This is a genomic window from Pseudomonas sp. WJP1 (assembly GCF_028471945.1).
Lineage (GTDB): Bacteria > Pseudomonadota > Gammaproteobacteria > Pseudomonadales > Pseudomonadaceae > Aquipseudomonas.
The window spans coordinates 16,630-43,371 of record NZ_CP110128.1 but is presented as its reverse complement, the minus strand read 5'-3'; the positions used below and the strand labels follow the sequence as shown (position 1 = coordinate 43,371).

Annotated in this window: 25 protein-coding genes; 9 read left to right on the top strand and 16 right to left on the bottom strand. The window is 60.8% G+C overall.

Annotated features, from left to right (window positions below; translation table 11 throughout):
* Positions 1-140: 140 nt before the first annotated feature.
* Both gltP and OH720_RS00190 read left to right on the top strand, forming a co-directional pair.
* Positions 141-1,472, top strand: a complete 1,332-nt coding sequence (gene gltP, locus OH720_RS00195) for a glutamate/aspartate:proton symporter GltP (RefSeq protein WP_272604113.1) — start codon at positions 141-143, stop codon at positions 1,470-1,472.
* Between the two features lie 128 nt (positions 1,473-1,600).
* Positions 1,601-2,830 (top strand): nucleoside recognition domain-containing protein, encoded by a 1,230-nt coding sequence (locus tag OH720_RS00190; protein WP_008064687.1) that lies wholly within the window; start codon positions 1,601-1,603, stop codon positions 2,828-2,830.
* A 105-nt stretch (positions 2,831-2,935) separates the two neighbouring features.
* Here OH720_RS00190 and OH720_RS00185 read toward each other — a convergent pair whose 3' ends face one another.
* The 9 genes from OH720_RS00185 to OH720_RS00145 all read right to left on the bottom strand — a co-directional run bounded on the left by OH720_RS00185 (position 2,936) and on the right by OH720_RS00145 (position 13,102).
* A complete protein-coding gene (locus OH720_RS00185) occupies positions 2,936-3,553 on the bottom strand; it encodes an ABC-type transport auxiliary lipoprotein family protein (protein ID WP_272604112.1) in 618 nt (205 codons plus the stop codon).
* The gene (locus OH720_RS00180; RefSeq protein ID WP_272604111.1) at positions 3,550-4,488 is read right to left on the bottom strand and encodes an MlaD family protein; all 939 of its coding nucleotides are present in this window, start codon (positions 4,486-4,488) and stop codon (positions 3,550-3,552) included. The genes OH720_RS00185 and OH720_RS00180 overlap by 4 nt, the downstream gene beginning before the upstream one ends.
* 1 nt (position 4,489) lies before the next feature.
* A complete protein-coding gene (locus OH720_RS00175; protein WP_008064682.1) occupies positions 4,490-5,293 on the bottom strand; it encodes an ABC transporter ATP-binding protein in 804 nt (267 codons plus the stop codon).
* Positions 5,290-6,438 (bottom strand): ABC transporter permease, encoded by a 1,149-nt coding sequence (locus tag OH720_RS00170; RefSeq protein WP_272604110.1) that lies wholly within the window; start codon positions 6,436-6,438, stop codon positions 5,290-5,292. Before OH720_RS00170 ends, OH720_RS00175 begins: the two co-directional genes overlap by 4 nt.
* A 54-nt stretch (positions 6,439-6,492) precedes the next feature.
* Positions 6,493-7,521, bottom strand: coding sequence for a DUF5924 family protein (locus OH720_RS00165; RefSeq protein ID WP_272604109.1), 1,029 nt, complete (start codon positions 7,519-7,521; stop codon positions 6,493-6,495).
* A 65-nt stretch (positions 7,522-7,586) separates the two neighbouring features.
* On the bottom strand, positions 7,587-8,963 hold the full coding sequence (locus tag OH720_RS00160; RefSeq protein WP_272604108.1) for a M16 family metallopeptidase: 1,377 nt from the start codon (positions 8,961-8,963) through the stop codon (positions 7,587-7,589).
* A gap of 104 nt (positions 8,964-9,067) precedes the next feature.
* Positions 9,068-10,726 carry a Na/Pi cotransporter family protein gene (locus tag OH720_RS00155; RefSeq protein ID WP_272604107.1) on the bottom strand — a complete coding sequence of 553 codons (1,659 nt, stop codon included), beginning with the start codon at positions 10,724-10,726 and terminating at the stop codon, positions 9,068-9,070.
* A 215-nt stretch (positions 10,727-10,941) separates the two neighbouring features.
* Positions 10,942-11,709 carry a TerC family protein gene (locus OH720_RS00150; RefSeq protein WP_272604106.1) on the bottom strand — a complete coding sequence of 256 codons (768 nt, stop codon included), beginning with the start codon at positions 11,707-11,709 and terminating at the stop codon, positions 10,942-10,944.
* An 85-nt stretch (positions 11,710-11,794) separates the two neighbouring features.
* On the bottom strand, positions 11,795-13,102 hold the full coding sequence (locus OH720_RS00145) for a CitMHS family transporter (protein WP_180202040.1): 1,308 nt from the start codon (positions 13,100-13,102) through the stop codon (positions 11,795-11,797).
* A gap of 419 nt (positions 13,103-13,521) precedes the next feature.
* Here OH720_RS00145 and OH720_RS00140 point away from each other — a divergent pair, with 419 nt between their 5' ends.
* A complete protein-coding gene (locus OH720_RS00140; RefSeq protein ID WP_180202041.1) occupies positions 13,522-13,923 on the top strand; it encodes a GFA family protein in 402 nt (133 codons plus the stop codon).
* Here OH720_RS00140 and OH720_RS00135 read toward each other — a convergent pair whose 3' ends face one another.
* Positions 13,924-14,250 (bottom strand): DOPA 4,5-dioxygenase family protein, encoded by a 327-nt coding sequence (locus OH720_RS00135; protein WP_008064666.1) that lies wholly within the window; start codon positions 14,248-14,250, stop codon positions 13,924-13,926.
* An 84-nt stretch (positions 14,251-14,334) separates the two neighbouring features.
* Here OH720_RS00135 and OH720_RS00130 point away from each other — a divergent pair, with 84 nt between their 5' ends.
* Positions 14,335-14,997: an NAD(P)-dependent oxidoreductase gene (locus OH720_RS00130; RefSeq protein WP_272604105.1), complete on the top strand. Its 663-nt coding sequence runs from the start codon at positions 14,335-14,337 to the stop codon at positions 14,995-14,997.
* Here the strand turns inward: OH720_RS00130 and OH720_RS00125 are convergent.
* On the bottom strand, positions 14,994-15,944 hold the full coding sequence (locus tag OH720_RS00125; RefSeq protein ID WP_272604104.1) for a choline sulfate utilization transcriptional regulator: 951 nt from the start codon (positions 15,942-15,944) through the stop codon (positions 14,994-14,996). The two genes, OH720_RS00130 and OH720_RS00125, sit on opposite strands and share 4 nt — an antisense overlap.
* A 114-nt stretch (positions 15,945-16,058) precedes the next feature.
* Here OH720_RS00125 and betC point away from each other — a divergent pair, with 114 nt between their 5' ends.
* The 3 genes from betC (at position 16,059) to OH720_RS00110 (ending at position 20,219) form a co-directional block, all read left to right on the top strand.
* Complete coding sequence (gene betC / locus OH720_RS00120) at positions 16,059-17,573, top strand: choline-sulfatase (protein WP_272604103.1); 1,515 nt, start codon at positions 16,059-16,061, stop codon at positions 17,571-17,573.
* Between the two features lie 16 nt (positions 17,574-17,589).
* Entirely contained in the window at positions 17,590-18,510 is a 921-nt protein-coding gene (choX, locus tag OH720_RS00115) for a choline ABC transporter substrate-binding protein (RefSeq protein WP_272604102.1), read from the top strand.
* A gap of 140 nt (positions 18,511-18,650) precedes the next feature.
* The gene (locus OH720_RS00110) at positions 18,651-20,219 is read left to right on the top strand and encodes a SulP family inorganic anion transporter (protein ID WP_272604101.1); all 1,569 of its coding nucleotides are present in this window, start codon (positions 18,651-18,653) and stop codon (positions 20,217-20,219) included.
* Positions 20,220-20,226: 7 nt separating this feature from the next.
* Here the strand turns inward: OH720_RS00110 and aroE are convergent, their stop codons facing one another.
* Positions 20,227-21,048, bottom strand: a complete 822-nt coding sequence (gene aroE, locus OH720_RS00105) for a shikimate dehydrogenase (RefSeq protein WP_272604100.1) — start codon at positions 21,046-21,048, stop codon at positions 20,227-20,229.
* 13 nt (positions 21,049-21,061) lie between these two features.
* On the bottom strand, positions 21,062-21,976 hold the full coding sequence (gene hemF / locus OH720_RS00100) for an oxygen-dependent coproporphyrinogen oxidase (RefSeq protein ID WP_008064657.1): 915 nt from the start codon (positions 21,974-21,976) through the stop codon (positions 21,062-21,064).
* A gap of 162 nt (positions 21,977-22,138) precedes the next feature.
* Between hemF and OH720_RS00095 the strand changes: the two genes are divergently transcribed.
* On the top strand, positions 22,139-23,116 hold the full coding sequence (locus tag OH720_RS00095; protein ID WP_272604099.1) for an NADPH:quinone reductase: 978 nt from the start codon (positions 22,139-22,141) through the stop codon (positions 23,114-23,116).
* 114 nt (positions 23,117-23,230) lie between these two features.
* On the opposite strand, the gene OH720_RS00090 is transcribed toward OH720_RS00095, so the two are convergent.
* From OH720_RS00090 to OH720_RS00080, 3 genes are all read right to left on the bottom strand, one after another.
* Positions 23,231-23,788, bottom strand: a complete 558-nt coding sequence (locus OH720_RS00090; protein WP_272604098.1) for an L-threonylcarbamoyladenylate synthase — start codon at positions 23,786-23,788, stop codon at positions 23,231-23,233.
* A gap of 54 nt (positions 23,789-23,842) precedes the next feature.
* Positions 23,843-24,949 carry a DNA-processing protein DprA gene (dprA, locus tag OH720_RS00085; RefSeq protein ID WP_272604097.1) on the bottom strand — a complete coding sequence of 369 codons (1,107 nt, stop codon included), beginning with the start codon at positions 24,947-24,949 and terminating at the stop codon, positions 23,843-23,845.
* Positions 24,950-25,029: 80 nt separating this feature from the next.
* Positions 25,030-26,055 carry a LysM peptidoglycan-binding domain-containing protein gene (locus OH720_RS00080; RefSeq protein ID WP_272604096.1) on the bottom strand — a complete coding sequence of 342 codons (1,026 nt, stop codon included), beginning with the start codon at positions 26,053-26,055 and terminating at the stop codon, positions 25,030-25,032.
* Positions 26,056-26,230: 175 nt separating this feature from the next.
* On the opposite strand from OH720_RS00080, the gene def reads away from it, so the two are divergent.
* Entirely contained in the window at positions 26,231-26,737 is a 507-nt protein-coding gene (def, locus tag OH720_RS00075; RefSeq protein ID WP_008064647.1) for a peptide deformylase, read from the top strand.
* Positions 26,738-26,742: the final 5 nt, after the last annotated feature.

The following is a 26,742-nucleotide window of genomic DNA, read 5'->3' as shown; positions in this document are numbered from 1 at the left end:
TTGCGCCTTTTTTCGCCTGCCAGAGAGCCATTAACAAGCGCTCCGGGGCTCCTTATACGGGAACATGTGCACTGACATTTTCGCCACAAGCGAAGCCGCTCATGCATGTGTTCGAGTCAAACTGAAGTAAGGGTAAAGATATGAAGAAGGCAAAGCTTAGCCTCGCCTGGCAGATCCTCATCGGTCTGGTATTGGGGATTGCAATCGGTGCGCTGCTCAACCATTTCAGTGCCGAAAAAGCCTGGTGGATCAGCAACGTCCTGCAACCAGCAGGCGATATCTTTATCCGTCTGATCAAGATGATCGTGATCCCGATCGTCATCTCTTCCCTGATCGTAGGCATCGCCGGCGTCGGTGACGCCAAGAAACTTGGGCGCATTGGCCTCAAGACCATCATTTACTTCGAAATCGTCACCACCATCGCCATCGTGGTCGGTCTGCTGCTGGCCAACCTGTTCCATCCAGGTGCCGGCATCGACATGAGCACCCTGGGCACTGTGGACATTTCCAAGTACCAGGCCACGGCGGCCGAGGTTCAGCATGAACACGCGTTCATCGAAACCATCCTCAACCTGATCCCGTCGAACATCTTCGCGGCCATGGCCCGCGGCGAAATGCTGCCGATCATCTTCTTCTCCGTACTGTTCGGTCTCGGCTTGTCGAGCTTGCAGGCGGACCTGCGCGAGCCGCTGGTGAAGATGTTCCAGGGCGTATCGGAAAGCATGTTCAAGGTCACCCACATGATCATGAACTACGCGCCGATCGGCGTGTTCGCACTGATCGCGGTGACCGTGGCCAACTTCGGCTTCGCGTCCCTGCTGCCGCTGGCAAAACTGGTCATCCTGGTTTATTTCGCCATCGCCTTCTTCGCCTTCGTGGTACTGGGCCTGATCGCTCGCCTGTTCGGCTTCTCGGTGCTCAAGCTGATGCGCATCTTCAAGGATGAGCTGGTGCTGGCCTACTCCACCGCCTCCTCCGAAACCGTGCTGCCACGTGTGATCGAGAAGATGGAAGCCTACGGCGCGCCAAAAGCCGTTTGCAGCTTCGTGGTGCCGACCGGCTACTCGTTCAACCTGGACGGTTCGACCCTGTACCAGAGCATCGCGGCCATCTTCATTGCCCAGCTGTACGGCATCGACCTGTCGATCAGTCAGCAATTGCTGCTGGTACTGACCCTGATGGTCACCTCCAAAGGCATCGCTGGCGTACCGGGCGTGTCCTTCGTGGTGCTGCTGGCCACCCTGGGCAGCGTCGGTATCCCGCTCGAAGGCCTGGCATTCATCGCCGGTGTCGATCGTGTGATGGACATGGCGCGTACCGCTCTGAACGTGATCGGCAACGCCCTGGCCGTACTGGTCATCGCGCGTTGGGAAGGCATGTACGACGACGCCAAGGGCCAGCGCTACTGGAACTCCCTGCCGCACTGGCGTAGCAAGGAAAAGCTGCCGGCTGGTGAAGCTTCCCGTAACTGATAGCTGAACCCTGTGGTGGCTCCTACAGTGATCCGAGCCAGCCCTACCAACAAACCCCGGAGAAATCCGGGGTTTGTCGTTTCTGGCCACCCCGCTATCATTCGCGCATCTTTTGGGGGATTTGACTGATGCTTAATGGCCTGTGGCTTGGCTTCTTCATCGTGGCTGCCGTGTCGGCGCTGGCGCAATGGCTGATCGGCGGCAACGCCGGGATCTTCGCGGCGATGGTGGAAAGCATATTCGCCATGGCCAAGTTGTCGGTCGAGGTCATGGTCCTGCTGTTTGGCACCCTCACCCTGTGGCTGGGCTTTCTGCGGATCGCCGAGAAGGCCGGGATCGTCGAATGGCTGGCCAAGGCCCTGGGGCCGCTGTTTTTGCGCCTGATGCCGGAAGTCCCGGCCGGCCACCCCGCCATCGGCCTGATTACCCTGAACTTCGCCGCCAACGGCCTGGGCCTGGACAATGCCGCCACGCCCATCGGCCTCAAGGCCATGAAGGCCCTGCAGGAGCTCAATCCCAGCGATACGATCGCCAGTAACGCGCAGATCCTGTTCCTGGTGCTCAACGCCTCCTCCCTGACCTTGTTGCCGGTGACCATCTTCATGTACCGCGCCCAGCAAGGCGCGCCCGACCCGACGCTGGTGTTCCTGCCGATCCTGCTCGCCACCAGTTGCTCGACCATCGTCGGCTTCCTGGCCGTGGCCTTCATGCAACGCCTGCGCGTCTGGGACCCGGTGGTGCTGGCGTACATGATTCCCGGTGCCTTGATCCTGGGTGGTTTCATGGCGTTGCTGGCAACGCTTTCTGCCACTGCACTCGCCAGTTTGTCGTCGATCCTCGGCAATCTGACGCTATTCGGGATAATCATGCTGTTTTTGGTAATCGGCGCGCTGCGCAAAGTGAAGGTTTACGAAGCGTTCGTCGAAGGCGCCAAAGAAGGCTTCGACGTGGCGAAGAACCTGCTGCCGTACCTGGTGGCGATGCTCTGCGCCGTGGGCGTGTTGCGGGCGTCCGGCGCCCTGGATTTCGGCCTCGACGGGATTCGTCACCTGGTGGAATGGGCAGGTTGGGACACGCGCTTTGTCGATGCGCTGCCGACTGCGATGGTCAAACCCTTCTCCGGCAGCGCCGCCCGGGCGATGCTGATCGAAACGATGAAAACGTCGGGTGTGGACAGCTTCCCGGCGCTGGTGGCGGCGACGATTCAGGGCAGTACCGAAACCACGTTCTATGTGCTGGCGGTGTACTTCGGTGCGGTGGGTATCCAGCGAGCGCGGCATGCGGTGGGGTGTGCGTTGCTGGCGGAATTGGCGGGCGTACTGGGCGCCATTGGTGTCTGCTACTGGTTCTTCGGCTAACCAAGCCCCCTGTAGGAGCGAGCTTGCTCGCGAAAAACCAGAGGGCGCTGCGGGCCATCTGGTTTTACGCGTTATCGTTCACGACCATCGCGAGCGAGCTCGCTCCTACAGGGGCGCGACTTTCTGCCCTTGCTCCACCGCCCAAGCCACCACCTGTGCCGTCAGTTGATCGTTGGCCTGGCCGAATCCGCTGACAACGGCGGGCACCTTCACATCATTCAATGGCTGGCGCACCTCAAAGCGGCGACTGGCAAGGATGCGCTGGTCATACCCGCGCACCAGCAGAGCATCCAGCCTTACCACGACACTGGCGCCGGTGCCCTGATACTCGGTCTGAAACGCCTGCAAACTACCGCCCAGCTCCAGATCCGCCTGGAAGTTGCTGTCATCGGTACTGAGCAACGTCACCCGACCATCACGCTGGAAACCATCGAGCAGGCGATTGCGCACCAGCACCGGCGCCGGGTCGCTCCAGCGTGCACCCTTGTAGTTGCTGATCACGTCGCCCTGGGGAATGACGGCGATGTTCGGGCTGTTCAACGCTTCACTGGCCTGGGGTTTGTTCAGGCGCAACGACCAGCGCTGCGGCGTGACCTGACTGGCCGATGTGCTGCTATGCGCCGACGGCAATCGGTAGAGCTCGAAGGGTTCGGTCTTGGGCAGGATCGAGCACGAGCTGATCAGGGTGAAGCTGGCGAGGAGGGCGAGGCGGGTCAGCTTCATGGGGTGAATTCCTTGCTCTTGTCACTGCCCAGCAGGTAGCCGCTGGGGTTGGATTCCAGGCGTTGAGAAATGGCGCGCAACGAGGTGAGGGTTTCACGCAATTCACGCACCGCCGGGGCCAGGCCATTGAGCCCCTGCATGCCGCTGTTGAGCGAATCCTGATTGGTGGTCAGCAGTTTGTTGATCGTCGCGGTGCTCTGCTCCAGCGACTTCATGGCCTGTTCGGCGCTGCCGAACATCTGTTTGCCCTTATCATTGAGCAAGCCATTGGCGTTGCGCATCAACGCCGACGTCTGTTCCATCATGGTGCTGGCCTGCTTGCCGACCGAGGAAAGTTGCTGCATGGCCTGTCGAATGTCGCCGCGCTGGTCGGCAATGACCCCGGTGGTTTGCTCCAGATGCTCCAGGGTCTTGCTGATGCGCTCGATGTTTTCCATGGAAAACATCAGGTTGGCGTTGTGCATCAAGGTATTCACCCCGGCCATCAGGTCGTTGCTGTCATTGAGCAAGCGGGCGATGGGCGAGGGCGAAGCAATAATGGTAGGCAGTTTGCCGTCCTTGCCTTTAAGCGTCGGGCTCTGGGGCGTGCCGCCGCTGAGCTGGATGATCGATGTCCCGGTGACCCCGGTCAGCGCCAGCTTGGCCTGGGTGTCTTCCTTGATCGGGGTATCGCCGCCCAGACGGATCCGCGCCAGCACCCGGCGCGGGTCCTTCGGGTCCAGGCGCAGCGACACCACGTCGCCGACCTTGATCCCGCTGTACTGCACCGAACTGCCCTTGGACAGGCCGCTGACCGCCTCGTTGAACACGACCTCGTAATCCTTGAACTCGGTGTCGACACTGGACTTGGCCAGCCACAGGCCGAAGAGCAGGGCACCTGTCACCACAATCACGGTGAACAGGCCGATCAATACATGATGGGCTCGGGTTTCCATGTCAGACCTCGTTGAGCTGTTGAGCGGCCGTCAGCGCCGCGCGGCCGCGAGGGCCATGGAAGTATTCGTGAATCCACGCGTCGTCGGTTTCCGAGACGACATCAATGGCATCGGCCACCAGCACTTTCTTCTGCGCCAGTACCGCCACGCGGTCGGTGATGGTGTAGAGGGTGTCGAGGTCGTGGGTCACCAGGAACACGCTCAGGCCCAGGGCATCACGCAGGGTCAGGATCAGTTGATCGAAGGCGGCGGCACCGATCGGATCGAGACCGGCGGTGGGTTCGTCGAGAAACAGGATGTCCGGGTCCAGCGCCAGGGCTCGTGCCAGTGCCGCCCGCTTGATCATGCCGCCGGACAGGGACGCGGGGTACTTGTCCGCCGCCGACAGCGGTAAGCCGGCCAAGGCCAGTTTCACCGCCGCCAGGTGCTCGGCATCGTCACGGCTCAAACCCGCGTGTTCGATCAGGGGCAGGGCGACGTTCTCGGTCACGGTCAACGAAGAGAACAGGGCGCCTTTCTGGAACAGCACACCGAAGCGCCGTTCGATCAGCGACCGCTCGTGCTCGGGTAAGGTCGGCAGGTTTTTACCGAAGACTTTCACCTCGCCCTCGCTGGGCTGGCGCAAACCGACAATGCTGCGCAGCAGCACTGATTTACCGCTACCGGAACCACCGACCACGGCCAGGATCTCGCCCTTGTACAGATCCAGGTCGAGGTTTTCGTGCACGCTCTGGCTACCGAAACGATTGCACAGGCCACGGACTTCGATCACCGCCTCGGCGGGCGCTCGGGGTAAACGACTCACCAGCTCATCTCCATGAAAAACAGCGCGGCCACGGCGTCGAGCACGATCACCACGAAAATCGACTGCACCACGCTGGAGGTGGTGTGGGCGCCGACGGACTCGGCGCTGCCGCTGACCTTGAAGCCTTCCAGGCAACCGATCGCGGCAATCAGAAACGCGAAGATCGGTGCTTTGACGATCCCCACCAAAAAGTGCTGAACGCCGATGTCCGATTGCAGCAGCGACAGGAACATCGCCGGCGAAATATCCAGCGATACCGCGCAGACGACGCCGCCGCCGATAATCCCCGAAACCATCGCCAAAAAGGTCAGCATCGGCAATGCCACCAGCAGGGCCAAGACCCGCGGCACCACCAGCAACTCTATCGGGTCGAGGCCCAGGGTGCGGATGGCGTCGATTTCCTCGTTGGCCTTCATCGAACCGATCTGTGCGGTGAACGCACTGGCGGTGCGCCCGGCCATCAGGATCGCCGTCAGCAGCACGCCGAATTCGCGCAGGAAGGCAAACGCCACCAGGTCCACCGTGAACACACTGGCGCCGAACGTGGTCAGCACCGTCGCCCCGAGAAAGGCCACCACGGCACCCACCAGAAAGGTCAGCAGGGCAACGATGGGCGCGGCGTCGAGGCCGGTCTGTTCGATGTGCGCCACCATCGGCGTGATGCGCCAGCGGCTGGGACGGAACAGCCCACGAACGATGGTTTCCAGAATCAGGCCGACGAACCCCAGCAGCTGCAGGGTGTCCTGCCAGACGGTGTCCACCGCGCGGCCAATGCGGGTCAGCAATTGAATGCCGACGCTGATTTCCGGCTCCTTGAGCGGCACGCAGAAGTCCGTCAGTGACTGATAGACGGTCTGCAACAACGCGCGGTCGGCGGAGGAGAGGGTGCAATCGGGATGTTCGGCGGATCGGCCCAGGCGCTCGGAGCCCAGCAGCTCCACCAACAGCGAAGCGCCGGCGGTATCAAGGGCGCCGAGGCCATTGAGGTCGATGCGGGTGCTGTCGTCGTATTGGCCTTCGAGCTTTTCGCTCAGGTGCTTGAGGTCGGCGTAATGGGCAAGCGTCCAGTCTCCCGTCACCCGAATCTGCGGCGGGGAGTGCGAGGTGTCCAATTGGGCATTGCCGGCCACTGTGCTGCTGGTCATAAGCTCCGTGCTTTTTCGGCTATTACGCAGAGCTATGTAATAACACGAACTGACTCACTTTTCTTTGACCGGTGTGCTGTCTGCCACCTTGAAGCGCAACACACCGATCAGTTGGCCGTCTTCGGTCAACACTCGCACCTGCCATTTGCCTGCCGGGTTGCCAGGGAAGTTCTGCTTGTGGGTCCAGGCCCGGTAGCCTTCCTTGCGTCCACCGTGGATATCGAGAGGGATGCGATCGACCTCTTTGCCGTTGAATTGCCAGACGTGATAAATCCGCTCATCCAGCCCACGTGGCGCGTTGATCGCCGTGTAGGCATAGAGGCCGCCGCCGCGAATCTGCTCGGCGCTGACTTCTTCGAGGCTGGCGCCGGGGGTGCGGTCCTGCATCTGGGTGCTGATGGCCACGTCGGTCATCCACAGGGTCGCTGGTGGCACCCACGAACGCAGCACCCAGCCGACACCGCCGATCCCCACGGTAATACTCAGGATCGCCACGGCGTTGCGCACGGTACGGATCGGAAAGATCGACGCCAGGCTGGGAAACGACAACAGCACAGCGATGCCCAGTGCCCATTTGAAGCTTTGCGAGGTCGTCAGGTGCATGATGACCGGCAATGCGGTGAGCAGGGCGGCGAACAGGGTCAGGGTATGCAGCGCCAGGAACGCCCAACGCCGGGGCGCCAGCCACTTGTAGTAGAGAGGGTCGATGATGGAAATCAGCGCCGCGATGCCCAGCAGCCCGGTGAAGAACAACTGGCCGCTGTTCCACGTCGTGGTGATGAAAAAGAAGGGCAGGACGAAGAACAGGCTTTCCTGGTGAATCATCTGCGTCGCATAGCGCAGCAGTGGCTGGGGAATTTCCCGCTTGAAGATTCGGGTGAACAGCTTGGTCAGGCTGTTTTCCAGCATCAGCCAGACCCAGCTGATCAGCATGATGGTGGTGATCCAGCTCGCCAGGCCCTGCTGGCGATCCACCAGGATGAAGCTACCGATCCCGGAGATGAAACCGCCGAGCGCAATGACCCCGGGGTAGCGCTTCATCAGTTCGAGGATGCGCTGGACGATAAGGGTCAGGGTCGGCATTCGGCGGTTCACAGTAGTCGTAGGAAAAATCCCTGACAGGTTACCGCCTCATCCGCGAAAAGTGCTTACTTTCTGCGATGAAAACGCCATGCCGCCAGGCTCAACAGCACCAATCCCAGCACTCCGGCAATCGCCCACATCAACTGGTCATAACTCACCAACGGCTTTTCGATCCGCACATAGCCCGGTTGCAGGAGCAGTTCGCGCATGGCCTTGTTGGCTTGCGCCAGCGTGACCGCCTGCAATTCCTTGACCGGGCTGGCGAAACGGCCGTTTTCGTAGTCTCCCAAGGCACTCCAGTAGTAGTCGGCCAGTGCACTGTTGCCTTGCACCGCCCAGGCCTGGCGAGCGATGGCGGCCTGTTTGAGGCGGTTGAAGGTCTCGGCATTGAGACCGTCCTTGAGCAAACCGGCCTTCAATTCATCCAGCACCTCTTGCGCTTCGGCCACGTCGTCGCGCTCAAGGTCGGCATTCAGGCTCATGAAGCCGACGCCGCCAAACACCTCACGCTCGGCCCAGGGACCATAGGACAAGCTGTGTGCCAGGCGCAGCTGGCGATAGAGTGCCCAGTCCAGATAATCCTTGAGCAGGTCGAAGGTTTCGTCGTGCTGATCGTCCAGTACCGGCTCCGGTACCAGCCAGTGCAGCTTGGCCCCGCCACCGACGAAGCCATGAATCAGGTTGCGCTCATGGGCAGCGCTGGCCTGGATTTGTGGCAGGGGCGGGTGCTCGGTCGGGTCGATGGCGGTCAGCGCGCCATAAGCCCGATCCAGATAGGCCGGCAGTAACCGGTCGAGGTCGCCGACGACGATCAGCGTCATGTTGTTGGGCGCGTACCAGCCCTTGCGCACGTTCTCCAGCTGTTCGCGGGTCAGGTGATCGACTTCCGCGCGCTCAGGGCATTTGAGGCCCAGCTCCACGGCCAGTTGTTTGCTGGCGGTATTGCCCAGGTCCTGGCGATCCAGCCAGCGTTGCAGGTGGGTGTAGTGGCCGCCGTCTTCACGCTCGACCACTTGCTTGGCGGCGTGGATGGCGTCGTCATCGAAATGGGTTTGCGTCAGCAGCGCCAGCAGCAGGTCGAGCACCTTGCGCTGGTTTTTCGCCGGGGCTTCGATCACGAACGTGGTGTCGGCGTTGCTGGTGAAAGCGTTCCACTCGCCACCCAGCGCCTGCATGCGCTCCTCCAGGCCGCCTTCACCGCTGGCGTCGATGCCGCTGAACAGCAAGTGTTCAAGCAGGTGCGGCAGTTCTTTCTCGGCGCAACCGAAATCATCCAGGCCTACGCCAACCACCAGCCGAATCGCCACATGGCCGCGTTCGGTGCCAGGCTTGAGCAACATCTGCAAACCGTTGCGCAGGGTGTAGCCTTCGACCTGGAAGCGATCCAGGGCAAACGAGGGGAGTGAGCCAAGCAACAGACAGGCGAACAACAGACAACGCATAACGAGCTTCCCGGCAATCAATCGGAGATCCGTTTCGTCCTTCAATCCGCTATGACGGCCTTGAGGCTGAATCAATGTTACTGACTAACCACCGTGCCAGACGTTCAAGGCGAATGTGTGATGTCCGCCAAATCGTCGACCGCCAGTGCCCCGGTGTCAGACGTTTCCAATACCACGTAGGCACTGCTGCAAAACAGTGAATTTAGACGCTTCATGTCGGCAATCAACTCCAGGTGCAGCGAACTGGTCTCGATACTTTGCACGATCTTACGTTGCAAACGGCTGACATGGGCGTGGGCCAGGCGGCGTTCCTGTGCGCGAAAGCGACGTTTCTCCCGCAGCAACTGGCGCGCACTTTCCTTGTCGCCACTGAGAAATACCGACAAGCCCAGGCGCAGGTTGGAGATCAACTGGCTATGTAGCCCGGCCAACTCTTCCAGCCCCACCTCGGAAAACGACCGGCGCTGGGCGGTTTTCTGCTGCTGGACTTTGCGCAGCATGCGTTCGATCAAGTCGCTGGCGAGTTTGAGGTTGATCGCCAGTTCGATGATTTCCGCCCAGCGCCGGCTGTCCTGGTCGCTGAGGTCTTCCCGGGGCATTTGCGCCAGATACAGCTTGATTGCGCTGTAGAGCGCCTCGACATCATCGGTCAGACGCCGCATTTCCTGGGTCACTGCCGTTTGCTTGCCGTGGAGCACGTCGAGCATGGCCTCCAGCATGTTGTCGATCAGATCGCCCATGCGCAGGGTTTCCCGGGCCGCATTGGCCAACGCCAGGCTTGGGGTGACCAAGGCTGTCGGGTCAAGGTGCCGGGGTTTGACCATGCCGTTGGTTTGCGGGCGCTCGGGCAGTATCCACGCACAGAACCTGGCCATCGGCCCGACACTGGGCAGCAGGACCAGGCAACGCGCCGTGTTGTAGAGCAGGTGGAAGCCGATGACCATTTCCTGGGGGCTGAAGTCGAGGCTGTCGATCCAGTGCACCAGGGGGTCGAGCACCGGAATGATCAGCAACAGGCCGATCATCTTGTACAACAGGCTGCCCAACGCCACCTGGCGGCCGGCGGCGTTCTGCATGCTGGTGCTGAGGAACGCGAGAATGCCACTGCCGATGTTGGCACCGATCACCAGGCCGATGGCCACCGGCAGGCTGATCACGCTGGCGCCGGCGAGGGTCGCGGTCAGCAGGACCGCCGCCAGGCTGGAGTAGGAAATCATCGCGAACAACGCGCCAACCAGGGCGTCGAGCAAAATGTCGCCGGTCAGCGAGGCGAAAATCACTTTCACCCCTTGGGCGTGGGTGATCGGCGCGGCCGCTTCGACAATCAATTGCAGTGCCAGAATGATCAGCCCCAGGCCAATGCTCACGCGGCCCATTTGCCCGAGCCGCGTCTGTTTGCGCGACAGGAAGAAAATCACCCCGAGAAATATCAGCAGTGGCGAGAGCCATGACAGATCGAAAGTCAGCACCCGCGCCATCAATGCCGTACCGACATCGGCCCCGAGCATCGTTGCCAGGGCGGGGGTCAGCGCCATCAGGCCCTGGCCGACGAACGAGGTGACGAGCATCGCCGTGGCGTTACTGCTCTGGACCATCGCGGTCACGACGATCCCCGAGATGAACGCCAGCCAGCGCTTGGACATGTTCTGTCCGATGACGTGACGCAGGTTGGAGCCGTAGACCCGCAAGATGCCGGTTCGGACGATGTGCGTGCCCCAGATCAGCAAGGCTACGGCTGAGAGAAGATTGAGCAGGGTGAGCATGCAGGCCCCCTGTGGTGGTAGCGCCCCAAAGGGGCAAGTTGACGGTGCCGCGCGACGTTCTACGTTCTGTAGTTAAGCTGTAGTTGGCTAACGGTCTGGGCGCCAGCATCGCATAGCTAAAGAAGTGATTGAAACAAAACTGTCATGAAAAAAGTTTGATGCAGACAAAGAAAAAGGGGCCCGAAGGCCCCTTTTTGCTCAGCAAGGCATTCGGGTTACTGCCCCGGAATGTCCTTGCGCAGTTTCACCGGATCCTGCTGCTTCTTCTTTCTCGCAATCGCGGTGCGCATCTTGATGTTGATCGCTTCCACCGCCAGCGAGAACGCCATGGCGAAGTAGACGTAGCCTTTTGGCACGTGTACGTCGAAGGCTTCGGCAATCAGCACCATACCCACGATCAACAGGAACGCCAGCGCCAGCATCTTCAACGAAGGGTGCTTGTCGATGAACGCGCTGATCGTGCCCGAGGCCAGCATCATCACCAGTACCGCCACGACAATCGCTGCCACCATGACCGGTACGTGGGAGACCATGCCGACGGCGGTGATCACCGAGTCCAGGGAGAACACGATGTCGATGATCGCGATCTGGATGATGGTGTAGAGGAAGTTGCCGCCCTTGAGCGAAGGCTCGTCGTCGCTTTCGTCTTCACCTTCCAGCGCGTGGTACATCTCTTGCGAGCTCTTCCACAACAGGAACAGGCCACCGAAGAACAGGATCAGGTCACGCCCGGAGATACCCTGGCCGAACACTTCGAACAGGTCGGCGGTGAGACGCATGACCCAGGTGATCGACAGCAGCAACAGAATCCGCGTGACCATGGCCAGCGCCAGGCCGAAAATCCGGGTGCGCTGTTGCATGTGCTTGGGCATGCGGCTGACCAGGATCGAAATCATGATGATGTTATCGATACCCAGGACGATTTCCAGGGCGGTCAGGGTAAAGAAGGCAACCCAGATTTCAGGGTTGGTCAGCCATTCCATGTGTATTCCTTTGAGCGATTGTTAAACCAAAAAGGGCCCCGACTTCAAACCGCGAAGCCTGGACCCGAAATGGTGAGTCTTGGGCTTATAGAGTGCTGAACAGCGGAAAAATCCCCATCAGCAATGCAGCGACCAGTATGCACATGCAGACCAACACTGCCCACTTCAGGGTGAAGCGCTGGTGATCACCAAAGTCGATGCCGGCCAGGGCCACCAACAGGTAAGTCGATGGTACCAGCGGGCTCAACAAGTGGACGGGCTGACCAACGATCGAGGCACGTGCCATTTCCACCGCGGTTATACCGTAATGGCTAGCGGCTTCGGCAAGTACCGGTAACACGCCGTAATAAAATGCATCATTCGACATGAAGAAGGTGAACGGCATGCTCACCAACGCCGTGATTACTGCCAGGTATGGGCCGAGGAAATCCGGAATCACCGACAGCAGGCTTTTCGACATGGCATCGACCATACCGGTGCCCGACAGGATACCGGTGAAGATGCCCGCGGCAAAGATCAGCCCGACCACCGCCAGCACGCTACCGGCGTGGGCCGCGACGCGGTCCTTCTGCTGTTGCAGGCACGGGTAGTTGACGATCATTGCAATACTGAATGCCACCATGAACAGCACCGGCAGCGGCAACAGACCGGCGATCAGGGTGCACATCAGGCCCAGGGTCAGGGCGCCATTGAACCAGATCAAGTTCGGACGACGGGCATCCGGGAATTGCGAGACGGTGATTTCGCTGTGATCGATCTCATCGCCCACCAAGTGCAATTCACCCAGGCGTGCACGCTCACGCTTGCCGTAGAAGTAGGCAATGGCGAGGATGGCCAGGACACCCGCCGCCATCGCTGGAATCATCGGGACGAAGATGGCCGACGGGTCGACGTGCAGCGCACTGGCGGCACGGGCGGTCGGGCCACCCCACGGGGTCATGTTCATCACGCCACCGGCGAGGATGATCAAGCCGGCCATGATCCGCGGGCTCATGCCGATGCGGCTGTAGAGCGGCAGCATGGCGGCCACGCAGATCATGTAGGTGGTCGCGCCGTCACCATCGAGGGAAACCACGAGCGCCAGTACGGCGGTACCCACCGACACTTTCAACGGGTCACCCTTGACCATTTTGAGGATCTTGCGCACGGCCGGGTCGAACAATCCGGAGTCGATCATCAGGGCGAAGTACAGAATGGCGAACATCAGCATCACGCCGGTCGGCGCGAGCTTGGTAATGCCTTCGAGCATCATCGGGCCGATTTTCGGGCCGAAACCGCCGAACAGGGCGAAAACGATCGGGATGATGATCAGGGCGATCAACGCGGACAGGCGCTTGGTCATGATCAGGAACATGAACGTGATGACCATGGCGAAGCCAAGGAAAGTCAGCATGGGAATACTCCAGGCGTAGCGCGGCTAGGGAATGGGCGGATCGGACGGGATCAGCGCAGAACGGGAAGCACGAGGCGTACGGGCGGAGTTGCAGCGAAGCGGCGGATAGAAGAGGACATCAGGGTCACCATTGTTGTTGTTAAATGGGCCGGGCGAGCAGTCGAACACTCGCATTAGCCAGCCGGTCTATTGCCGGCAGTGAGGGCGATCCTAATCGGGGAAGCTTTCAGCCAGCTTTCGTCGATGAAAGCATTGACCGGATGTGCAACCGATCGTCGGACCGGGGCAGGGAGGGAAACCGCGTCGTGTCCTTCGCGAGCAGGCTCGCTCCTACACTGATTTTGTGTACGGCAAAGATCCCCTGTGGGAGCGAGCCTGCTCGCGATGGCGTCAGAGAAAGCGCACCAGGAGGAAACGGTATGGCCAACATCCACACAGGCGGTTGCCACTGCGGGCAACTGCGCTACCAATTCAGCGGGCCATTGCACGATATCGCCCACTGCCATTGCTCAATTTGCCGGCGAGTCAGCGGCGGGATCGTGACCACGTGGATCACGGTGCCAGCGTCATCCTTTCAATGGCTGGCGGGAACACCGGCACGGTACGACTCTTCGCCAACCGGCGCGCGCTATTTCTGCGGTAACTGTGGGGCGCAGCTGGCATTCGTGACCCACCTGAGCCCGGACAGTATCGACTTGACCATCGCTACCCTCGACCATCCCGAGCAGGCCCCGGCCGAACGCCACATCTGGACCGACAGCCGCCTGCCGTGGCTACACCTGGACGAGCACCTGCCGGGCGAAGCCGAAGAAACCATGTGATCAAAAAATAGACAGGTCCAGCGGTCGAATCGCGCCCATCCAGATCGCGTGCTCGCTGTGATCCAGCAGATCGTTGCCGGTGTCCGGGTGCAGGAACACCACCAGTCCCTTGCGGTTGAGCGCCAACCACGGCAGCACATCCCCGATCAGCTCGGGGCCGAACGCCAGTTGGCAGCTCCAGTCCGGGTGCGGTCCGACAGGGCGCTCATGTACCCGGCCCATTTTCAGCGGGAACAATTGTGCGGCTTGCTCACACAGGGCTCGCGCCTGGTCGATGGTGCTGGCATCGAAATAGACATGGGCGTGGTAGCCCTTGATCCGTTGCATTTGAATCCCTCTAAAACCGAGTCGAACCCTCACCGTTTCCTGCAGGTCAAATGCAATACAGGAGGCAAACAAGGGAGTTCAGCCATGAAAAATGCCGAAACCCCGGTGGTGAAAGTGGTGCTTTATGGTGCCTTGAGTAGCCTGGGCAGTGCGCTAATGGCTGAAATGTTGCGGCGCCAACATGAAGTGATCGCCATTCTCGATGACTTGACGGCGCTGGCGCCACGCCCGGGTTTGCGTACCAAGACCGGCGACCTGTTCGATGCCCAGCGTGTGAAGCAAAGCGTAGCCGGCAGTTCGGTGGTCATCTGTTTGCTGGACGCGCCAGGGTTGCCATTCAACAGTGAACACGTGGAAAAAACCATCGTGCCCGGCCCGGTCGAGCAGGTGCTGGCAGTGGATGCATTGATTGATGGCATGCAGGCAGCGGGCATCGCCCGGTTATTTCTAGTGGGGGATTTCGAGATCCTGGACGATCCGGAGTTCGAGGACGGGCTGCAGCGCCACGCCGCCGAAGAAATCCGCGAAGCACTACAAAGCAGCACCTTGCACTGGACGATGGTGAACGCCCCACGCGGGGTGCCGGGGCTGACCATCGAGCATTTCAGTCACCTGGGTGGCAACCTTGAGCCGGATCTGGCCGAGCCGCTCGCACGCCTGGCCCGCACGGCGGTGGGGATCGCCGATGAGCTGCGCCTGAACCTGCACATTGGCGAGCACGTCAATTTCATCGCGACCGACAGCTAAACCGCAATGGAGGGCAGCGCCATCCCGTTCAACGATTGCGCACTGCAGGCCTGTTCGGCCATCAACCAGTCGACGAACTGCTGAATCAGGGCGCCACGCCGTTTGCGCTGCGGCAAAACCACGTAATAACCCAGCCTGGAGATCACCGTTTCGGCAATCGGCCGACACAACAAACCTTGTGCCAGCAAGTTATCCACAAGGTGCCGCCAACCAATGGCCACGCCCTGACCGCCAATGGCGGCCTGAATCAGCAAGGTGTAATTGTCGAAACGCAATTGGCCGGGCGCCGGGGGTGAGGTGATGCCCAACTCGCGGAAGACCCCACTCCAGTCAAACCAGTGACTGCTGTTCTCGCCCCGCAGATGCAGGAGCGGAAACTCCAGCAAGGATTGGGCGGGCAAGGGCAGGGCACGGTCATTCAACAACTGCGGACTGCACACCGGGAACACTTCCTCGCTGAACAGCCAATGGCTCTCGCCCTGCTTGAAGCGGCCATCGCCGAACAGCACCGCCACATCGATATCGGTGCGCAGCATGTTATGGCTGCGCTCACTGGTCACCAGGCTGACGTCGACCTGTGGATTGGCCGCGTGAAAGCGGTGCAACCGAGGCATCAGCCAATAGGCGGCAAAGGCGAAATCGGTGGCCACCTGTAGCACTTCATGCTGTTGTTGGGCGCTGATCGCACTCAGTCCTGCCTCGATATTCTGCAAACCGAGCTGAACTTGCTCAAAAAGGATTGCCCCCGCTTCGGTGAGTTCGATGCCGCGATAGATGCGGTCGAACAGTCGAGTCCCCAACTGCTCCTCCAGTCGCTTGATCTGTTGGCTGACCGCCGGCTGCGTGGTGCCCAGTTCGTTCGCCGCCGCCGTGAAGCTGCGCTGGCGCGCCGCCGATTCGAAAGCGCGGAGCAAATCCAAGGAAAGGTCACCAAGCGCGTCATACATAAGCTGTACTTATCCTAGTCATTGTCGGCCATGGGCTTTACCGCAAAGTGCGTGGGTTACATCCTCGATCCCAGCACTCTCGCATAAACATCCACTATGGAATGCCGCGATCACATGAAGCGCAAGAACATTCTTTTCATCATGGCCGATCAAATGGCCGCGCCAATGTTGCCTTTCTACGGTCCTTCGCCTATCAAATTGCCTAATCTGAGCCGCCTCGCCGCCGAGGGCGTGGTGTTCGACAGCGCATATTGCAATAGCCCGCTGTGCGCGCCTTCACGTTTTACCCTGGTCAGCGGCCAGTTGCCGAGCAAGATCGGTGCCTATGACAACGCGGCGGATTTCCCCGCCGATGTGCCGACGTATGCCCATTACCTGCGGCGCCTCGGCTACCGCACCGCGCTGTCGGGCAAGATGCATTTCTGTGGTCCGGACCAGTTGCACGGCTATGAAGAACGCCTGACCAGCGATATCTACCCGGCCGACTACGGCTGGGCGGTGAACTGGGATGAACCGGACGTGCGTCCGACGTGGTACCACAACATGTCGTCGGTATTGCAGGCAGGCCCCTGCGTGCGCACCAACCAACTGGATTTCGACGAAGAGGTGGTGTTCAAGGCCCAGCAGTACTTGTTCGACCACATTCGCGAGGATGGCGACCAGCCGTTTTGCCTGACGGTCTCGATGACTCACCCCCATGATCCGTACACGATTCCCAAGCCGTTCTGGGACCTGTACGACGACGCCGACATCCCGTTGCCGGCAACACCGGATCAACGCGAACTCGATCCGCACGCCCAGCGATTGCTCAAGGTCTATGACCTGTGGGACAAACCCCTGCCTGTGGATAAAATCCGTGACGCGCGCCGTGCCTACTTCGGCGCGTGCAGCTATATCGACAGCAATGTCGGCAAACTCCTGCAAACCCTCGAGGATACCGGGCTGATCGATGACACCATCATCGTCTTCTCCGGCGACCATGGCGACATGCTCGGCGAACGTGGCCTCTGGTACAAAATGCACTGGTATGAGATGGCCGCTCGTGTCCCCCTGTTGATAAGTGCGCCAGGGCAATTCGGCGCCGGCCGGGTCAGCGCATCGGTATCCACCGCCGACCTGTTGCCGACGTTTGTGGAGCTGGCCGGCGGCTCCCTCGAACCCGGCTTGCCACTCGATGGCCGTTCGCTGGTTCCGCATCTGCAAGGGCAGGGCGGGCACGATGAAGTGTTCGGCGAGTACATGGCCGAAGGCACCATCAGCCCCTTGATGATGATTCGCCGTGGCGCTTACAAATTCATCTACAGCGAAGACGACCCTTGCCTACTCTTCGATGTACATAATGACTCGCGGGAGCTGGAAGAACTCAGCCACTCACCGCAACATCGCCAGCTGTTCGACGATTTTCTCGCGGAAGCGCGGGCTAAATGGGACATTCCGGCGATCCACCAACAGGTGCTCGCAAGCCAGCGGCGCAGACGTTTCGTCGCCGAGGCCCTGACCATCGGCAAGCTGAAGAGCTGGGATCACCAGCCACTGGTGGACGCCAGTCAGCAGTACATGCGCAATCACATCGACCTCGACGATCTGGAGCGCAAAGCACGTTATCCACAACCCTGCCAAAACCAATAATGTTAAGGGGAAGTCCATGCAAAGGTTATCCACAGTACTGATGGTCGGGCTCCTGGCCCTTGGCAGTGCATCGGTGTATGCCGATCAGAGTTGCGAGACGGTGAAAATGGCCGACCCGGGCTGGAGCGACATCGCCGCGACCAACGCCATCACCGGGTTTCTGCTGGACGGCATGGGCTACAAGGCGAAGGTCGACACCCTCGCGGTGCCGATCACCTTTGGTGGGCTCAAGGACGGCCAGGTGGATGTCTTCCTTGGCAACTGGATGCCCGCACAGCAGGGTTTCTACGACAAGTTCGTCGCCACCGGCGACGTCACGCAACTGGCGAAGAACCTCGATGGCACCGAGTTTACCCTCGCTGTTCCGGACTATGTTTGGGACGCGGGTGTGCATAACTTTGCCGACCTGAACAAGTACGCCGACAAGTTCGACCACAAGATCTATGGCATCGGGTCTGGCGCACCGGCAAACATTTCGCTGCAAGAGATCATCAAGAAAAATGATTTCGACATGGGTCAGTGGAAACTGGTCGAATCCAGCGAGCAGGCCATGCTCGCGGAAGTGTCCCGCGCGGTGAAGAAGCAGAAGTTCGTGACCTTCCTCGGCTGGACGCCGCACCCGATGAATGTGCAGCTGAAAATGCATTATCTGAAGGGCGGCGAGAAATACTTCGGTGACACCGGCAGCGTCCACACCCTGACCCGCAAAGGTTATGCACAGGCCTGCCCGAACGTCGGCAAGCTGCTCACCAACCTGAGCTTCACTCAGGAGATGGAGAACAGCATCATGGCCGAGGTGGTGAACAAGAAAGTCAGCAATACCGATGCGGCCAAGGCGTGGATCAAGGCCAACCCGGCCGTGCTGGACAAGTGGCTCGAGGGCGTGAAGACCGTGGATGGCAAGGATGCGTTGCCGGCAGTAAAAGCCAAGCTTTAAACCTGTGGGAGCGAGCCTGCTCGCGATGAGGCCATCAGATCCGACATTTGTATCGGCTTACACACCCCAATCGCGAGCAGGCTCGCTCCCACAATGTCCAGTGCTGATACCCTTGTGCAAAACCCAACCCGAGAGGACCCATGGCCCTTCCCAGCCGCCATTCACTCTTCCCATTCCTCACATGGTTGCCCCGGCAAACCCGCGCCAGCGTCGGTCGTGACCTGATCGTCGGCCTCAGTGGCGCGATTCTCGCGTTGCCGCAATCCATCGCCTACGCACTGATTGCCGGCCTTCCACCGGAATACGGCTTGTATGCGGCGATCATCCCAGTGTTGATCGCTTGCCTGTGGGGTTCGTCGTGGCATTTGATCTGCGGTCCGACGGCGGCCATTTCCATCGTCCTGTACGCCAGCGTCAGTCCCCTCGCCGTTCCGGCGACACAGGACTACGTCACCGTGATCCTTTTGCTGACCCTCCTGGCCGGGATTTTCCAGTGGCTGCTGGGGTTGCTGCGCTTTGGTGCACTGGTCAATTTCGTCTCTCATTCAGTGGTGCTTGGCTTCACCCTCGGCGCCGCAGTGGTGATTGCCGTGGGCCAGTTACCCAACCTGCTGGGGCTGGACTTGCCCAGCCAGGCCACCGCACTGGACAGTTTCATCACGCTGTTCAGGCACCTGGGGGAAGTGGATAAACCTTCGCTCATGCTCGGATTGGCCACCGTCGTGGTCGGCGTGATCCTCAAGCTGTGCTTGCCGCGCTGGCCGACGCTGTTGATAACCCTGGCCCTGGGTGCACTGCTGGTCTGGTTCTGGCCCTCGATGTTCGGCCACGTAAAGCTGGTGAGTGCCTTCACCGGCAAGTTGCCGCCTTTGAGCCCGTTGCCGCTGGACCTCGACCTGATCCTGCGCCTGCTGCCCAGTGCCGTGGCGGTCGGCATGCTAGGGCTGGTCACCAGCCTGTCGATTGCCCGTTCGCTGTCGGCGCGCTCGCAGCAGTTGCTCGACGCCAATCAGGAAGTCCGCGCCCAAGGCTTGTCCAATATTGTCGGCGCGTTTTTTTCCGGATCGCTCTCGGCCGGCTCCTTCACCCGCTCAGGCCTGAGCTACGAAGCGGGGGCCTGTTCGCCATTGGCGGGAGTCTTTTCGGCCTTGTGGGTGGCGTTGTTCGCCATCTTCGGCGCCGGCCTGATCGCACACATCCCCATTCCGGCCATGGCCGGCAGCATTTTGCTGATCGCCTGGGGCTTGGTGGACCATCGGGGCATTCGTGCGTTGCTGCGGGTCAGCCGCGCCGAGTTCGTGGTCATGGGCCTGACCTGCATCGCCACGCTGCTGCTGGAACTGCAGACAGCGATCTATGCTGGGGTGCTGGCGTCGCTGTTCTTTTACCTCAAGCGCACCTCACAACCCCGCGTGCAGCATTTACGCGACGGCGATGAAGACATTTTGCGGGTTGGCGGCTCGATCTTTTTTGGCGCCAGCCATTACCTGCAGGTTCGCCTGCAACGAATGCACGGTGCACGGGTGGTGATCGAGGCGCAGCAGATCAACTTCATCGACTATTCGGGGGTTGAGATGCTGCATCAGGAAGCGCGGCGGCTGCTGCGCCAGGACCGCAGCCTGACCCTGCGACGGGCACGGCCGCAGGTGGTGGATGAATTGAGGAAGCTGGAAGGGGCAGAGAAATGCCCGATCCGGTTTGAGGATTGAAACCCGGTTATGCGGCCAATTGCCGGCGCAACTCCGCCAACACCGGCGCCGTATCCGGACGCACCCCGCGCCACAGGAAGAAGGCTTCCGCCGCCTGCTCAGCCAACATCCCCAGCCCATCCATCGACACCGCCGCGCCATGTTCGCTGGCCCAACGGCAAAACGAGGTCGGCTCCTTGCCGTACATCATGTCGTAGCAAAGGGTCTTACCCGGTTCGATCAGGCTGCTGGCAATCGGCGGGACATCACCTGACAGGCTCGCGGACGTGGCATTGATGATCAGGTCTACCGACTCTTGCAGCCAGTCATAACCACTGGCCGATACCGGGCCCAGGTCGCAGAACAGTTCGGCCAGCAACTCGGCCTTGTCCACCGTACGGTTGGCAATGACCACCGATGCCGGCTGCTCGGCCAACAACGGTTCCAGCGCACCGCGCACTGCGCCGCCGGCACCGAGCAGCAGGATGCGCTTGCCCTTGAGGCTGAAACCGGCATTGACCGTCAGGTCCCGTACCAGACCCGCACCGTCGGTGTTATCGCCCAGCAGGCTGCCATCGTCCAGTTTGCTCAGGGTATTGACCGCGCCGGCCCGTTGCGCCCGTGCCGTCAGGCTGTCGGCCAGGCGATAAGCGTCTTCCTTGAACGGTACCGTCACATTCGCGCCACGGCCTTCGAGGAAAAACGCCCGGGCACAGCCGGAAAAATCATCGAGCGGCGCCAGCGAAGTGCTGTAGTCGAGTTTCTGCCCGGTCTGCTCGGCGAACAGTCGATGAATCAACGGAGATTTACTGTGGCCAATCGGGTTACCGAATACGACGTAACGGTCCATCTGGATTCCTCGTTCAGGCCTTGGCCAACCAATCGCGGTCTTGCAGGAAATATTCAGTCAGGCGTGCTTCTTCGCTGCCAGGTTCGGCTTTCCAGTCGTAACCCCAGCGTACTTGCGGCGGCAGCGACATGAGGATCGACTCGGTACGGCCACCCGATTGCAGGCCGAACAGGGTGCCACGGTCGTAGACCAGGTTGAATTCGACGTAACGGCCACGACGGAACTCCTGGAACTCGCGCTGCTTGGCGGTATAAGCGTCGTTTTTGCGGCGCTGCACGATCGGCAGATACGCCTCGATGTAGGCGTCGCCGATGGCACGCATGAAAGCGAAGCTGGTGTCGAAGTCCCACTCGTTCAGGTCATCGAAAAACAATCCACCGATGCCCCGAGGTTCGTGGCGATGCTTGATGTGGAAGTAGCTGTCGCACCAGGCCTTGTAACGCGGGTAGACATCCGCACCGAACGGCGCACAGGCCTGCTCGGCAACTCGGTGCCAGTGCACGCAATCTTCTTCATTGCCGTAGTACGGCGTCAGGTCGAAGCCGCCGCCAAACCACCAGACCGGCTCTTCACCTTCCTTTTCGGCGATGAAAAACCGCACGTTGGCGTGGGAAGTCGGTACATGCGGGTTGTGCGGGTGGATCACCAGCGACACGCCCAGCGCCTCGAAGCCACGCCCGGCCAGTTCCGGCCGATGGGCGCTGGCCGACGGTGGCAAACCACTGCCGAAGACGTGGGAAAAGTTGACGCCGCCCTTTTCGATGACCGCGCCATTTTCGACCACTCGTGTGCGCCCGCCACCGCCGGCAGGCCGGGTCCAGGCGTCTTCGACGAAGCGCGTGCCGCCGTCTTCGGCCTCCAGGGCAGCACAAATACGGTCTTGCAGATCGAGCAGGTAGGCTTTTACGGCCTCGGTGCGGGTAGTCATGGCATCACCTTGGATCGGGCAAAGCTACGCGGCGCTCCATTGGAGCGGGCTGGCGCAAATGGGCGCGTAGCATACCACCGCCGAAGCGCTCGTCGCAGTTGACGCAGATCACGCTTAGGAGTCCGATAGGGCGCTTGGTAAAACGATCTCAGGAGAGTGCAGATGGCAAAGCGTATCCAGTTCCGTACCCATGGTGGCCCCGAAGTACTCGAGTATGTGGATTACCAGCCCGCCGAGCCCGCCCCGCAGCAGGTCCGCGTGACCAACAAGGCCATCGGCCTGAACTTCATCGACACCTATTACCGCAGCGGTCTCTATCCGCCACCGTCCCTGCCATCGGGTGTCGGTTCGGAAGGCGCGGGCGTGGTCGAGGCGGTTGGCAGCGAAGTGACCCGGTTCAAGGTCGGCGATCGCGTGGCTTACGGCAGCGGCCCGTTGGGTGCCTACAGCGAGGTTCACGTCTTGCCCGAGGCCAACCTGGTGCACCTTCCGGACGCCATCAGTTTCGAACAGGCCGCCGGGGTGATGCTCAAGGGCCTGACCGTGCAATACCTGCTGCGCCAGACCTATGAACTCAAGGGTGGCGAAACCATCCTGTTCCACGCCGCTGCCGGTGGCGTCGGTTCCCTGGCCTGCCAATGGGCCAGGGCCTTGGGCGTGAAGTTGATCGGCACCGTGAGCTCGGCGCAGAAAGCCGCACTGGCCAAGGCCAATGGTGCCTGGGCGACCATCGACTACAGCCATGAAAACGTCGCACAGCGCGTACTGGAATTGACCGACGGCAAAAAAGTCCCGGTGGTGTACGACGGCGTTGGCAAGGACACCTGGCTGACCTCTCTCGACTGCGCGGCCCCCCGCGGACTGGTCGTGAGCTTCGGCAATGCATCCGGGGCGGTGGACGGGGTTAACCTGGGGATTCTGGCGGGGAAAGGCTCGCTGTACGTCACCCGGCCGACGCTGGCGACCTACGCCAACAACGCCGAGAACCTGCAGCGCATGGCCGATGAGCTGTTCGAGATGATCATCAGCGGCAAGCTGAACGTGGACATCAGCCAGCGTTATCCACTGGCTGACGCCGCGAAGGCGCAGACCGAGTTGTCGGCGCGGCGTACCACGGGTTCGGTCATTTTGTTGCCTTAATGACGCCTTCGCTGGCAAGCCAGCTCCCACAGGTTTCGGTGGTGAACACAAATATTGTGAACACCAGAAAACACTGTGGGAGCTGGCTTGCCAGCGATTGGGGACGACGCGGTCTCAGTCCGGACGCACAACATGCCCGGTCGCCAGATCCCGGATAACACTCGGGTTCTTGCGCCCACCCAGGTTCCCACCCAGCACCAGATCAACCTGGCCACGGAAATACTGCTCCACGCGAATCCGCGTGCGCGCCGCCGGCCGGCCCTGTGGGTTGGCGGAGGTCGACACCAGCGGCCCGACCAGTGCGCACAGATCCCGTACCTGCGGGTGATCGCTGACCCGCAACGCCACCGTTTCATGCACGCCGGTAATCCACTGCGGCAACATGTTCTGATGCGGCACCAGCCAGGTGTTCGGCCCCGGCCAGGTACTGGCCATGCGGTCCATCCACAGCTCGGGGAAGTCTTCGAAGAGGAAGTCGAACTGGCGGATATTGTCGGCGACCAGGATCAGGCCCTTGTCCACAGACCGCCCCTTGATCAGCAGCAAACGATCCACTGCCTCTTCATCCCACGGGTCGCAACCCAGCCCCCAGACTGCTTCGGTTGGGTAGGCAATCACCGCCCCTGCGCGAATAGCTCGTGCGGCTTGCTGCACACGCCAACTGTTGACCATGAAAAACTCTCCAGAATAAGGCTCTGCGCAGTTTACCTTTCTTCCTTGTAAAACCTAGCTTACCCGCGCAAACCAGCGCCCGTTTTCGCAGACAGCGCGGCCGTCCATTTCCAGCTCCGTCAACGTCGCCAGGACCTTGGGCAAGGTCCAACCGCTGGCATCGGCCAGCGCTTCACTGGTTTGCGGGCTGGCATGGAGCAGCTTCAACAGCGGATGGCTCGTTGCAGCCGCGGGTGTATCTGTGGAAAACGGTAGCTGCTGCCAGCCGCGCAAGGCTTCGAGGATATGCTCGATGGTTTCCACCAATACGGCGCCGTCGCGGATCAACTGATGGCAACCGCGAGCGCCTGGATGATGAATCGAACCTGGAATCGCATACACCTCGCGCCCCTGTTCCGCCGCCAGCCTGGCCGTGATCAACGAACCGCTGGCAACGCTGGCTTCAACCACCAGCACGCCCAGGGACAAGCCGCTGATGATCCGGTTGCGTCGGGGAAAGTTGGCGGCGCTGGGAGCGGCGTCCAGCGGAAACTCCGAGAGCACCGCGCTGCCCGACGCGATCATGGCGTCCGCCAGCTTCCGATTGCGCTGTGGATAAAAATTTTCAAGCCCCGTGCCAAGTACCCCCACCGTTCGCCCGCCGACATCCAGTGCCGCCTGATGCGCGGCGGCATCGATTCCCAGGGCCAGACCGCTGGTGATGACGAACCCGGCACCGGCCAGGCTGCGGGAAAAGGCGGCGGCGGTGTCCATGCCTGGCCGTGAAGCACGACGGCTGCCGACCATCGCCAGTTGTGGTTTTTCCAGGATCTGCGGATCGCCTGCCACGAACAGCAACGGCGGCGCGTCGCTGATTTGCGCCAGCAGCGCCGGGTAATCGGGCTGGTCCCACATCAGTAAATGCTGGTCCTGGCGCTCTATCCAGGCCAATGCATGGCTGGCACCGTCACGAACTTCAGGGGCGCGCCTGGCCTCGCCACAGACCTGCGGCAAGCCCAATGCTCGCCACGCACTGGCCGGTGCGCTGATGGCCTTGGACGCCGAACCGAAGGCTTCCAGCAATTTCCTGAAACGCGCCGGGCCGAGTTCCGGCAGACGGTGCAGACGTAGACGCGCTTCCAGTTCCGCAGGGGAAACCGATGTAACAGCTGGTATCGACATGGATCATCCTTGATCGTTATGAGCACCCATCGAAACGGGAATAAGCTGTGGATAACTCTGTTGGTAACTTGTGAAGTGAGCTAAGGATTCTGCACCTTGTCCAGCACGGCCAAAGAACGTGAGGCATTGAGCACCACCCCATAGCTGAGCTTGTCGTAGGTGCGAAAAACCATCAGCAGGCCGGCGCGTTCATCCGGAATTTTCAATGGTTGGCCGGTGATCCGGTCGCGCACGGTTTCGCCGGTTTTCATGACCACCAGGACATTCCCTTCGGCCAGGCCGTCGCGTTGCCCCTTGTTCAAGGTGACCACGTCCAGCGCACCGATCTGCGTGACCCCGCGCGGTACATCGATGATCAGGCCGTTGACCTGGGTGTCGGGCGCGCTGGGCATGAAGGTCGAATTGATCGAGCGTTCCTCGCCGCTGAACAGGCGGTCGCCGAGGCGCACCTCCTGGGTCGTCCGTTGCAGCGCCAGGGTCGCGACGTCGCCTTCGGTGGCGACGATCTCGCCCGCGCCAATGTCATCGGCGTTGATGCCCAGGAACTCCTGGGTCTGCGGATCGGTGTAGACCTTGCCCTGGCGGAAGATGCCGTACACCGGCTGGGCCGGGTCGAAGTGGCCGCGGGCGAAGATGCGGTCGCCTGTGCCGCTGAGCACGCGCTCGGCATCACCGGCAACGATATAAGGTGCCTTGTCGAACTCCTCGGCCTTGTCGACGATGCGGTTGCTCAGCAAAAAGCTGTTGATCGCTTTCAGCGGGATGCTCGGGATCGCGTCGGCCACCGGACTGCTGCGCACCCGTGGCGAAAGCTTGATGGTGCCGCGCGAGGCGCCGCGATTGAGGGTCAGGCGCGGCTGGCCGTTGACGTAGACCAGCGATAGCGTGTCGCCGGGGTAGATGAGATTCGGATTTTCAACCTGTGGATTGGCCTGCCATAGTTGCGGCCACTGCCACGGCTCACGCAGGTATTTTCCCGATATGTCCCAGAGTGTGTCGCCCGTCGCCACGGTGTACTGCTGTGGAAAACCCTCCCGAAGTTGCACTTGACCGTGCGCAAAACCTGCCGAGGCCAGAAGCAGCAAGGCGAGTAGTGATTTCCTCATGCGATGAATCCCTTTATTATGTGCATTCGCGTGAAACGCCAGAGCCCTCGGTGGCTCGCTCCCGGCTTGCTTATGAAAAGAAGGGAGCTACGTTTTACAACGGTAGCCTGCATCTTCTTCGGAGCGCCCAGGCCATCGACCCGACTTTACTTCACACGTGCAGTAATCAGAGCTTATGGCCATTTTAAACATCCTCGAATTCCCTGACCCTCGCCTGCGTACGATCGCCAAGACAGTGACCGTAGTGGACGACGAAGTGCGTCAGCTGGTCGATGATATGTTTGAAACAATGTATGAAGCGCCAGGCATCGGCCTCGCCGCGACCCAGGTCAACGTGCACAAACGTATCGTCGTGATGGACCTCTCCGAAGACCGCACCGAACCGCGGGTGTTCATCAACCCCGAGTTCGAGCCCCTGACCGACGAGATGGAGCAATACCAGGAAGGCTGCCTCTCGGTGCCGGGTTTCTACGAAAACGTCGATCGCCCGCAGAAGGTCAAGGTCAAGGCTCTGGACCGCGATGGCCAACCGTACGAACTGATCGCCGAAGGCCTGCTCGCCGTTTGCATCCAGCACGAATGCGACCACCTCAACGGCAAATTGTTCGTCGACTACCTGTCCACGCTCAAACGCGACCGTATCAAGAAGAAACTGGAAAAACTTCACCGCCAGAACGCTTGATGCCC

What these genes read in the sequence shown, in the direction of transcription:
- def (WP_008064647.1), top strand. Translation starts at nt 26,231, where the DNA reads ATGGCCATTTTAAACATCCTCGAATTCCCTGACCCTCGCCTGCGTACG.
- gltP (WP_272604113.1), top strand. Translation starts at nt 141, where the DNA reads ATGAAGAAGGCAAAGCTTAGCCTCGCCTGGCAGATCCTCATCGGTCTG.
- OH720_RS00180 (WP_272604111.1), bottom strand. Translation starts at nt 4,488, where the DNA reads ATGGAAACCCGAGCCCATCATGTATTGATCGGCCTGTTCACCGTGATT.
- aroE (WP_272604100.1), bottom strand. Translation starts at nt 21,048, where the DNA reads ATGGACCGTTACGTCGTATTCGGTAACCCGATTGGCCACAGTAAATCT.
- betC (WP_272604103.1), top strand. Translation starts at nt 16,059, where the DNA reads ATGAAGCGCAAGAACATTCTTTTCATCATGGCCGATCAAATGGCCGCG.
- OH720_RS00170 (WP_272604110.1), bottom strand. Translation starts at nt 6,438, where the DNA reads ATGACCAGCAGCACAGTGGCCGGCAATGCCCAATTGGACACCTCGCAC.
- OH720_RS00150 (WP_272604106.1), bottom strand. Translation starts at nt 11,709, where the DNA reads ATGGAATGGCTGACCAACCCTGAAATCTGGGTTGCCTTCTTTACCCTG.
- dprA (WP_272604097.1), bottom strand. Translation starts at nt 24,949, where the DNA reads ATGTCGATACCAGCTGTTACATCGGTTTCCCCTGCGGAACTGGAAGCG.
- OH720_RS00145 (WP_180202040.1), bottom strand. Translation starts at nt 13,102, where the DNA reads ATGCTGACTTTCCTTGGCTTCGCCATGGTCATCACGTTCATGTTCCTG.
- OH720_RS00090 (WP_272604098.1), bottom strand. Translation starts at nt 23,788, where the DNA reads ATGGTCAACAGTTGGCGTGTGCAGCAAGCCGCACGAGCTATTCGCGCA.
- OH720_RS00095 (WP_272604099.1), top strand. Translation starts at nt 22,139, where the DNA reads ATGGCAAAGCGTATCCAGTTCCGTACCCATGGTGGCCCCGAAGTACTC.
- OH720_RS00185 (WP_272604112.1), bottom strand. Translation starts at nt 3,553, where the DNA reads ATGAAGCTGACCCGCCTCGCCCTCCTCGCCAGCTTCACCCTGATCAGC.
- OH720_RS00135 (WP_008064666.1), bottom strand. Translation starts at nt 14,250, where the DNA reads ATGCAACGGATCAAGGGCTACCACGCCCATGTCTATTTCGATGCCAGC.
- OH720_RS00160 (WP_272604108.1), bottom strand. Translation starts at nt 8,963, where the DNA reads ATGCGTTGTCTGTTGTTCGCCTGTCTGTTGCTTGGCTCACTCCCCTCG.
- OH720_RS00155 (WP_272604107.1), bottom strand. Translation starts at nt 10,726, where the DNA reads ATGCTCACCCTGCTCAATCTTCTCTCAGCCGTAGCCTTGCTGATCTGG.
- OH720_RS00140 (WP_180202041.1), top strand. Translation starts at nt 13,522, where the DNA reads ATGGCCAACATCCACACAGGCGGTTGCCACTGCGGGCAACTGCGCTAC.
- OH720_RS00165 (WP_272604109.1), bottom strand. Translation starts at nt 7,521, where the DNA reads ATGCCGACCCTGACCCTTATCGTCCAGCGCATCCTCGAACTGATGAAG.
- OH720_RS00110 (WP_272604101.1), top strand. Translation starts at nt 18,651, where the DNA reads ATGGCCCTTCCCAGCCGCCATTCACTCTTCCCATTCCTCACATGGTTG.
- hemF (WP_008064657.1), bottom strand. Translation starts at nt 21,976, where the DNA reads ATGACTACCCGCACCGAGGCCGTAAAAGCCTACCTGCTCGATCTGCAA.
- choX (WP_272604102.1), top strand. Translation starts at nt 17,590, where the DNA reads ATGCAAAGGTTATCCACAGTACTGATGGTCGGGCTCCTGGCCCTTGGC.
- OH720_RS00130 (WP_272604105.1), top strand. Translation starts at nt 14,335, where the DNA reads ATGAAAAATGCCGAAACCCCGGTGGTGAAAGTGGTGCTTTATGGTGCC.
- OH720_RS00190 (WP_008064687.1), top strand. Translation starts at nt 1,601, where the DNA reads ATGCTTAATGGCCTGTGGCTTGGCTTCTTCATCGTGGCTGCCGTGTCG.
- OH720_RS00125 (WP_272604104.1), bottom strand. Translation starts at nt 15,944, where the DNA reads ATGTATGACGCGCTTGGTGACCTTTCCTTGGATTTGCTCCGCGCTTTC.
- OH720_RS00080 (WP_272604096.1), bottom strand. Translation starts at nt 26,055, where the DNA reads ATGAGGAAATCACTACTCGCCTTGCTGCTTCTGGCCTCGGCAGGTTTT.